The organism is Myxacorys sp. (genome assembly GCF_059501405.1).
Window position 1 is genome coordinate 1 of sequence record NZ_JCACCM010000171.1, and the last position, 8389, is coordinate 8389.

The 8389-nt window shown below is 48.8% G+C and carries 11 protein-coding genes and 1 tRNA gene; 2 read left to right on the top strand and 10 right to left on the bottom strand.

From position 1 onward, the window contains the following. Positions 1-65: 65 nt before the first annotated feature. The 6 genes from AC5I6P_RS24140 to AC5I6P_RS24165 all read right to left on the bottom strand — a co-directional run bounded on the left by AC5I6P_RS24140 (position 66) and on the right by AC5I6P_RS24165 (position 2890). Positions 66-239 (bottom strand): hypothetical protein, encoded by a 174-nt coding sequence (locus tag AC5I6P_RS24140; protein ID WP_495696327.1) that lies wholly within the window; start codon positions 237-239, stop codon positions 66-68. Then, positions 235-627, bottom strand: a complete 393-nt coding sequence (locus AC5I6P_RS24145; RefSeq protein ID WP_495696317.1) for a transposase — start codon at positions 625-627, stop codon at positions 235-237. Before AC5I6P_RS24145 ends, AC5I6P_RS24140 begins: the two co-directional genes overlap by 5 nt. Positions 628-641: 14 nt before the next feature. Then, the gene (locus AC5I6P_RS24150) at positions 642-1166 is read right to left on the bottom strand and encodes a helix-turn-helix domain-containing protein (protein WP_495696318.1); all 525 of its coding nucleotides are present in this window, start codon (positions 1164-1166) and stop codon (positions 642-644) included. A 27-nt stretch (positions 1167-1193) separates the two neighbouring features. Continuing rightward, a complete protein-coding gene (locus tag AC5I6P_RS24155; RefSeq protein WP_495696319.1) occupies positions 1194-1433 on the bottom strand; it encodes a hypothetical protein in 240 nt (79 codons plus the stop codon). A gap of 173 nt (positions 1434-1606) precedes the next feature. Continuing rightward, complete coding sequence (locus AC5I6P_RS24160; RefSeq protein WP_495696320.1) at positions 1607-2797, bottom strand: aminotransferase class V-fold PLP-dependent enzyme; 1191 nt, start codon at positions 2795-2797, stop codon at positions 1607-1609. A 21-nt stretch (positions 2798-2818) separates the two neighbouring features. Next, positions 2819-2890: transfer RNA gene (locus AC5I6P_RS24165), tRNA-Asn, on the bottom strand. Positions 2891-3113: 223 nt separating this feature from the next. On the opposite strand from AC5I6P_RS24165, the gene AC5I6P_RS24170 reads away from it, so the two are divergent. Further along, positions 3114-3692, top strand: coding sequence for a TRAP transporter small permease subunit (locus tag AC5I6P_RS24170; protein ID WP_495696321.1), 579 nt, complete (start codon positions 3114-3116; stop codon positions 3690-3692). A 9-nt stretch (positions 3693-3701) separates the two neighbouring features. Then, positions 3702-5072: a TRAP transporter large permease gene (locus AC5I6P_RS24175; RefSeq protein ID WP_495696322.1), complete on the top strand. Its 1371-nt coding sequence runs from the start codon at positions 3702-3704 to the stop codon at positions 5070-5072. Positions 5073-5097: 25 nt separating this feature from the next. Here AC5I6P_RS24175 and AC5I6P_RS24180 read toward each other — a convergent pair whose 3' ends face one another. From AC5I6P_RS24180 to AC5I6P_RS24195, 4 genes are all read right to left on the bottom strand, one after another. Continuing rightward, the gene (locus tag AC5I6P_RS24180; RefSeq protein ID WP_495696323.1) at positions 5098-6201 is read right to left on the bottom strand and encodes a TRAP transporter substrate-binding protein; all 1104 of its coding nucleotides are present in this window, start codon (positions 6199-6201) and stop codon (positions 5098-5100) included. A 123-nt stretch (positions 6202-6324) separates the two neighbouring features. Beyond that, positions 6325-6879, bottom strand: a complete 555-nt coding sequence (locus AC5I6P_RS24185) for an NYN domain-containing protein (protein WP_495696324.1) — start codon at positions 6877-6879, stop codon at positions 6325-6327. Positions 6880-7066: 187 nt separating this feature from the next. Next, positions 7067-7762: an energy-coupling factor ABC transporter ATP-binding protein gene (locus AC5I6P_RS24190; RefSeq protein ID WP_495696325.1), complete on the bottom strand. Its 696-nt coding sequence runs from the start codon at positions 7760-7762 to the stop codon at positions 7067-7069. 4 nt (positions 7763-7766) lie between these two features. Next, positions 7767-8036, bottom strand: coding sequence for a UPF0367 protein family (locus AC5I6P_RS24195; protein WP_495696326.1), 270 nt, complete (start codon positions 8034-8036; stop codon positions 7767-7769). Between the last annotated feature and the right edge of the window lie 353 nt (positions 8037-8389).

Genomic DNA, 8389 nt, shown 5'->3' on the forward strand with positions numbered 1-8389 from the left:
CACCGGGAATGAGCGGGAAGCCCTGTGGGAGATGCTGCAAAGGATTCACGGCTTATCCCAATTCTCTAAATTCCGGCTACAGATAGAGCCTCTAGAATAGATGCCCGTCCTGTAATGGACATGATCGTCTCGGCAGACAAGACTTCAAGCTGTTGGGTCATCCATTGCTGTAGCTGCTCCAAGTTTTGAGGAAGATGCCATCGCAGTCGGCGTTTCAGATACTGCCAGACCTGCTCAATTGGGTTGAGTTCCGGACAGTGGGGCGGCTGAAATCACGCGGTTGTCCGGCACTTGCAGGCGCTTGGCTTTGTGAAACGCGCCATTATCGAGTTGGAGAATAATGACTTCATCGGCAAATTGCTGAGCAATCAAGTTGAGGAATACTTGAAAGCAATCGGTGTTGAGATGTGAGAACTCATAGAACACTGAAGCCCCTGTTTTCGGTTCGACGATGCCATAAAGATAGGTTGCCTGAAATTGCCATTGCACTCTGCCGATGGGCTTGGCTCCTTTGGCAGTGATCTTGCGCCCACTCACGGTCTTCAGTCTAAAGCGAGCTTCATCACCGCAAAAGAAGCGCACTTGTCGTTGCATCCCCAACAGACTCAGACTGAACCACGCCAGCATTGCTAGATTCTCCCCTAAGTTTTTTGATATGCCTCTAACTGCTCAGGCGATTGCTTGATGCTCTCAGGACGCGGCACTTTTGGCATTCCACCTAACCGTTGATGCACGAGTTTGTGAACGGTTTTGTAGGCCACCGTGAGTCCCAGTGTGGTCTTGAACCACTCACAAATCGCCTGGTAGCTCTCAAATCCCTCTGGGTCTTGCAATCGCTTGTATAACGCTTGTTCTGCCCAGGCAGGAAGCTTGCGTGGTCGTCCGGTCGGTCGCTTGCTTACCCGCAAGCCTTCGAGCCCGTTGTTGCGATAGTGTTGCAACCATTCCTGTACGGTCACTCGATTGCGCCCGACTAATTCTGCTGCGGCTTGTACGGTTTTCGCTTGCTGGGTCTGAAGCAAGTACAACACCTGAATCCGTTCTTTGCGCTGAGCGCTCGTCTGACTTCTCAGCAGTTGTTTGAGTTCTTCTACGCTTTCGTGAATCTCCAACTTGTAAACGCCTGCCATGATTGCCAACAGATTACAACACTTAAGTGATATCATCTGTAGCCTAGATTTAGAGAATTGGTATTACTCGCAAGGTTTTTGAGATTCCCACCGGGTGACGAGACACCGTTCTAAAAGCTCGACACGGTAGTGATGCCAAAATCGTTTTGGATCCAAAATCAATGGATACCCTTGGTGAAATAAAGGCTGATTGAGGTATTGCCAAACTGGAAATTGGGTTTTGTAAAAGCCAGAAAGCATGGGAATTCGTTCTAGGGTAGGAGTGCTAGGCAACCCCTTGTAAAGTCCATTCGTGTTCTGCACGGTGAGGAACACTTTCTAGAACCTACGAGGGATGACTTACGTTGTTTGCCTTCCCTAAGATGCCCAATTCAGTAGTTCACCCTTAGTGAGGATCGCGGAACCTAAGAAAAAAGTTTGTGTGAAAAGATCTGTAATTCTAGGGATGGAGATTTGAGGTCAAAGGTAACCGTGCTCTAGTTAGCGAGAAGTTTTAGGAGCGATCGCCCCAAGTATTGATACTGGTCGGGTGTGTTGTACAGTTGTGCCGAAATTCTAACCAGCCGCTTGGGTTCGCTTGGATAGGGCACGATCGGAACCTCAATGTTAAATGATTCCCACAAGGCATCTTGAAGCCCAGCATAGGAGCCATCAGGTAACGGAATCGTCGCTAATGAACCCAGCATCGAGTCTGGGCATGGCGGTTCGACGTTGAGCAGATCGCACAGTAGCGCTCTTGCCGCGATCGCTTTGGCTCGATTACTCGCCCTCAGTTCTGCCCATCCTCCGGGGAGAAGCGATCCCATCCACTCGATTGCTTTTGAAACGCTGAGATAGGCGGTTGGGTCATCAGTTCCCATCCAGTCAAACTCTAGCTGAAAGCGAGAGCGATCGCGTCTTGGAGAGTTTGCCCCGTGACTGATGGTGAGCGGACGAATTTCAGATTGGCGATCGCGCTGAACATATAAGAACGCCGCGCCTTTAGGAGAGCAAATCCATTTGTGACAGGTGGCACTATAGTAGGTCGCGCCAATTTCTTTCAGGTTAATCGGAACCATTCCAGGCGCGTGAGCGCCATCAACCAGCGTCTCGACGCCTCGTTTAGCGAGTTCTTGGGCGAGGTGCGCGATCGGTAGGACTAGCCCCGTCTGACTCGTAATGTGATCTAGGAGTGCCAATCGTGTCTTCGATGAAACGGCTTGCAGCACAGGTTCAATCACTTGATCTGGTGATGCAATCGGGTAAGGTACGTCTGCAACAACAATCTTTGCTCCCGTTCGCTCGGCTACAAAATTCAAAGCATTACGGCAAGCGTTGTATTCCTGATTAGTGGTGAGGAGTTCGTCACCAGGCAGAAAGTGCAGCGACCTTAGCACCGCATTTACACCCGTCGTCGCATTAGGCACAAATACTAAATCTTCTGAGTCTGCACCCACAAACTCAGCTAGTATTTGACGGGCTTGATCCAATAATGCTTCAAAATCCCTTGAGAAAAATTTAAGCGGTTGCCGCTCTAATCGCTGTCGCAACGCTTGCTGAAATTCTAAAACTGGAATCGGACATGCCCCAAACGACCCATGATTGAGAAACGTTACATCTGGGTCCAGGTTCCAATATTTGCTGAACTCCGAAGGCTGAAACTCTAGCTTAGAAGTTTCATCCCTCATTTTTCATCCCTCTTTCTAAAACTCCCCAGGCAGGATTCGAACCTGCGACCAATCGATTAACAGTCGACCGCTCTACCACTGAGCTACTGAGGAACGTCGCTCTTTGCGAATATCATAATAGCGACAAACCTAAGACTTTGGCAAGTGTTTTTGAAACTCTTCGATCCGCGATCGGGCAAACCAGGAATTATTCGCAACCTTCCGTAGCAATTGCCACTGTGATCCAGCGATATGGTCAAATGAAAGCTGAAATTCTGTTGAGTCGCCTCCCTTGCACAGTCAATCTAGGCCTCTTAACGTCTATAGGAGATCGAAATTGCAGAAACTACTTCGCCTCTCCAGCGCGATCGATCAAATCAACGAAAAAATTGGGCAGCTTGCGTTGTGGCTTGTCCTATTGATGGTTGGCGTTGGGGTTTGGAACGTAATTGGGCGGTACATCGGCAAAGCGATTGGGCAAAACCTCACATCTAATGCCTGGATCGAAACCCAGTGGTACATTTTCGACCTTGTGTTTCTGTTGGGGGCAGCCTACGCCCTCAAGCACGATGAACACGTGCGAGTTGATATCTTCTACAGTCGTTGGAATCGGAAATGGAGAGCGTTAGCGGATCTGTTCGGAACGATTTTTTTTCTGATTCCGTTTAGCTTGCTGGTGATTTACTTCTCGTGGAATGCGATCGCGCAGTCGTGGATTACCCGTGAAGTCTCGCCCGATCCGGGCGGTCTGGTTCGCTACCCCATCAAAACCATGATTATTGTGAGCTTTGTGCTGCTCATTGTTCAGGGAGTTTCTGAAATCATCAAAAACTGGGCGATTTACACAGGTCAACTGCCACCCCAGCGCGATTCGTCGGAGCTTAGCAGAGCCAATCGCCACGACATAGAAGGGTAGGAGGTGGGCATGGATTTTTGGAATCAGTACGAAATCGTGTTTGATGCAGAGTGGCTCGGGCCTCTGATGTTTCTAGGAGCGTTAGTCCTCTTGTCTATCGGATACCCAGTTGCGTTTGCGCTGGGTGGCACTGCCATTCTATTTGCCATTATCGGCGTGTTGCTTGGCGTGTTTGATCCGATCTTTCTCACCGCGATGCCCCAACGCATTTTCGGCACTATGTCGAACTACACTCTACTAGCGATTCCCTACTTCATCTTTATGGGGTCGATGCTAGAAAAGTCAGGGATCGCAGAACGCTTATTAGAAACCGTTGGAATTTTATTTGGCAAAGTGCGGGGTGGGTTGGCTTTAGCGGTTGTTTTAGTGGGCGCATTGCTAGCAGCAACCACAGGCGTGGTCGCCGCAACAGTTGTGACGATGGGATTAATTTCGCTGCCGATCATGCTGCGCTATGGCTACGACAAACAATTGGCAACAGGTGCGATCGCGGCATCGGGAACGTTAGGACAAATTATTCCACCCAGCGTCGTGCTAGTTGTTCTAGGGGATCAGTTAGGCGTCTCAGTCGGCGATTTGTTTATCGGCTCGGTGATTCCGGGTCTGATGATGGCGGGAGCCTTTGCGCTTCACGTGTTAATTACCGCTTGGATTCGTCCCGATGTTGCCCCTGCCCTACCGGAAGAGGTTCGATCTCATCTTGGCGTTGGCAAGGAATTTGGCAAGCAAGTGTTTCTCGCGATCGCGCCTCCCCTCGTTCTCATTCTGCTCGTGTTGGGCAGTATTTTCTTTGGTTACGCTACTCCAACTGAAGCGGGCGCAGTGGGATGCTTGGGCGCGATTGTGCTGGCGGCGCTGAACCGAAAACTGTCCCTGCGATCGCTGCGGGAGGTTTGCGATTTGACCTTACGAACGACCAGCATGGTTGTATTTATTTTGTTTGGTTCAACAGCGTTTAGCTTAGTATTTCGCGGCGTCGAGGGCGATCGCTTTGTGTTCGATGTCCTAACTAATCTGCCCGGTGGAAAGGCTGGATTCCTATTTGTCAGTATGTTGGCGGTCTTTCTGCTCGGATTTTTTATTGACTTCTTTGAAATCTGCTTTATTGTTGTGCCGCTCTTTGTGCCTGTCGCGCAGCAGTTAGGGTTAGATATGGTCTGGTATGGAGTTGTGCTGGGAGCTAATCTTCAAACGTCGTTTCTGACGCCTCCCTTTGGGTTTGCTTTGTTTTATTTACGCGGTGTTGCTCCTCCAGAAGTCAAAACGACCGATATCTATCGTGGAGTGATTCCATTTATCTTGCTGCAACTACTGGTGTTGGTACTGATCATCACATTTCCTGGCATTGTCGGATTTTTACCTTCGATCTCCAAGACTTAATTGGCAAACTGCAAGTGGGTAAAAATTAACTTTCAGAACTTAGCGCAAAGTCTGAAAAACTGAGTTCATTAATTTTGTTCCACTGATAGAGCTGACCGCGAAACTGTTTCCACTGGTCGTACACTTGCTTGAACGTGGCATTTTTACTAGCGTTTTCTTCGTACAAATCAAAAGAAGCTTTCTGTGCAGCTTGCATAATCTCTTTGCTGTAAGGCGTAAGTTGGGTTCCAGCAGCAGTTAAGCGTGCGATCGCTTCTCGATTCAAAGAATCATATTGTGACAACATATTCATGTTTGCCTCATACGCTGCTGCCTTAAAGACTTCCTGATACTCCTTCGGTAACTTCTTCCAATCCCCAAGATTCACCTGAACTTCGAGAGTCGGACCCGGTTCCCACCAGCCAGGGTAGTAGTAGAATTTTGCAGCTCTGTGAAGACCGAGCTTTTCATCGTCGTAAGGACCAACCCATTCGGCAGCATCGATCGCCCCTCGATCCAGCGCTAAATAAATCTCTCCCCCTGGCAAAACTTGCACGTTGACACCCAAGCGAGACATTACCTCCCCGCCCAAGCCCGGAATCCGCATCTTCAAACCCTTGAGGTCTGATAAGGATTTTACAGATTGCTTAAACCAACCGCCCATCTGAACGCCTGTATTCCCAGCGGGAAAGTTAATCACGCTAAAGTCCGAATACAGCTTGTGCATCGCCTCAAGTCCATTTCCGTGATATAGCCATGCGTTCTGCTGCTGGGCATTCAGCCCAAACGGAACCGCACATCCAAACGCTAGGGCAGGATTTTTGCCTACATAGTAGTAACTCGCTGTATGTCCGCACTCAACTGTGCCATTCTGCACTGCATCTAAAACTTGTAGCCCTGGAACAATTTCACCAGCGGCAAAGGGCTGAATCGTAAAGCGCCCATCGGTCATTTCTGCCACGCGCTTACAAACGGTAGCTGCACCCCCAAAAATGGTGTCTAGAGACTTAGGCCAACTTGTTGCCATTCGCCAAGCGACTGTCGGCAGGGCTGCCCCCGCGACCGCCATTCCCCGCTTCCGAATCGTGCAAGCGGTCAGGGTACTTCCCGCCGCGATCGCAGCAGTACTCACGAATGCTCTACGCTTCATAACCGTTGGGTGTCTTTATGCTTTGTCGATAGCTAGATTCCAAATCTTACAGGCGAACGGAGCCTAGGTAGCCGAATGTTGCGGAACCTAAAGCTCTGTGAGGCGTTTCGTGAACTTGGAGATTTACTTCTTGCGATCGCTAGAGCGAAGTTGAGCCAGCCGCTGCTGCGCGATCGGGTCTAATGAATGCATTAGAAAGCGCCCTGTTGGCTTTTTAGCAGGCTTTAAGTGACGTTGAACACGGCGAGCAACAAACTCCACATCATTTGCTAGCCGCTCAGCCGACATCCAATCGGCTCCAAATCCAATGACCGTTACTTTTTGCGCTTGATCAGAAGTTGCCACAATCAGCCGCTGCTTAAACTTTCGGATATCTTGGCGAAAATCGGCGCAAGTTCGTTCAATAAAAGAGTCTGCGGTCTGTCCAAAGTCGGTGTAATACACCGATACATGTTCTGTAATGACTTCTCGAATATTGGGTGAATCGCGGTACTGGGCATCAAACACGATCTGCGTCTCAAATCCTTTATAGGAGCTATAGCCCATGAGTGCTTCCACCAGCCGACGCCTAGCTTCCTCTAACCCCTGGCGATCGCGCACTTGTTTCAACTCATGCCAAGCTCCGACCATGTTATAGCCGTCTACTAACAAAATTGCTTCTGGCGTAGCGCGTGGCATCGCTCAAGATCCAGGAATAGGGTTTGCAAATCGAGTTCTTCCCTAATATGGCATCTTCACTCGTTATCTGTACACAAAAATTTGCATCTGTAACAGCAGATACTGCTAAAGACACACGTCATAAATCGAAACTCTACCTATTAGCTGAAGTTATGAATTGACCTTGCTCTCAATCTACTCAGAATAGTCAACTCGGATCGAGAGTAGAGGCCTCGCTGTGCATCAGTCTTTGCTTCAAACGCTCTGGCTCTCCTCGATCGACTACTCGGCCCTGTTCTAGAAGAAAGGCTCCGTCGCAGTACTCCAACTCCTCCAAACGGTGTGTCACCCAAAGCGCGCTAATCCCTCGCTCTTTAACTAAGGTTCTGACTTGAGCAACCAGATCGAGTTGACTGTCTGGATCGAGAAGGGCAGTGGGTTCATCTAATAAAAGAACTTCACAATGACGGGCAATCGCACCTGCGATCGCAACTCGTTGCTTTTGGCCACCGCTGAGTGCATAAATTGGGCGTCGTTGAAAAGCCTCTAAATTCACAGCAGAGAGCGCTTCTTCAACTCGTTGCCGAACAATTGGCGTCGGCAGTGCTTCCTGCACTAAGCCAAATGCTATATCCGCGCCAACCGTTGGCATGACTAATTGATGATCTGGATTTTGAAAGACAAATCCAATAGGTGGCTGAACCTCAATCTCACCCGCTGTAGATGTAAGTAATCCAGCCAGTAGTCTCAGTAACGTTGACTTACCACTGCCATTTGTACCCAGCAGCATCCAAAATTCCCCTTTTGGAACGTCTAAAGTACAAGCGTCGAGAATCAGTTTATCTTCTGTCCAACCGAAATACAGATCCGTGGCTTGGATGGCAGTAGTAGCGTTCAACGTCATAGCGTTATGCTTCAGCCATTGAAAAGAAGCCCGGAGTTCTGCCTGAAGAAGTCGCGCTAGACTTCTCGTACATCTGCACAGCCGCGAGGCTGTCCGTGAAGATAGCCAGTTTTTTCTCAGGCTGACGATCGCAGGTCAACTCCAGAAGCTGGTTTCCGCCAGACTTTATGGCATCTACAATCTTTTGATAGGTCTCCTGAGCATCTTCCTCAGACTTGCGCTGGACGGAAAGAGGAATTGGATTGGTCTTGAGAGTCAATTCGATAATGAACATAAAAAGCGTGTGAAACAGCCAGATTCTAGTATTACAAATATCTGAAATAACGGCTTACAAAGTCCCTAAGCAGTCTGAGAGCAAAGTGTAGCTCTTTATGTTTATGCATGTTGCAACCCTTTTGTTTATGCAGATTAATTGCAGGACTAGAAATTTTTAAAACCTGTTCTTATAATGAGTGTCATATAGTAAAGAAAAGTAAATTATCTCATAAACCTTCGCCAAGCCTCTCATTTTTGAGATTGGTGTCTGGTTTTGGGAAACCTTCTTTACCTGCAATAAATCTAGGAGTTTTCCAATCATGACCATAGCAGTAGGGCGTGCGCCAGCGAGTCGGGGATGGTTCGACGTCC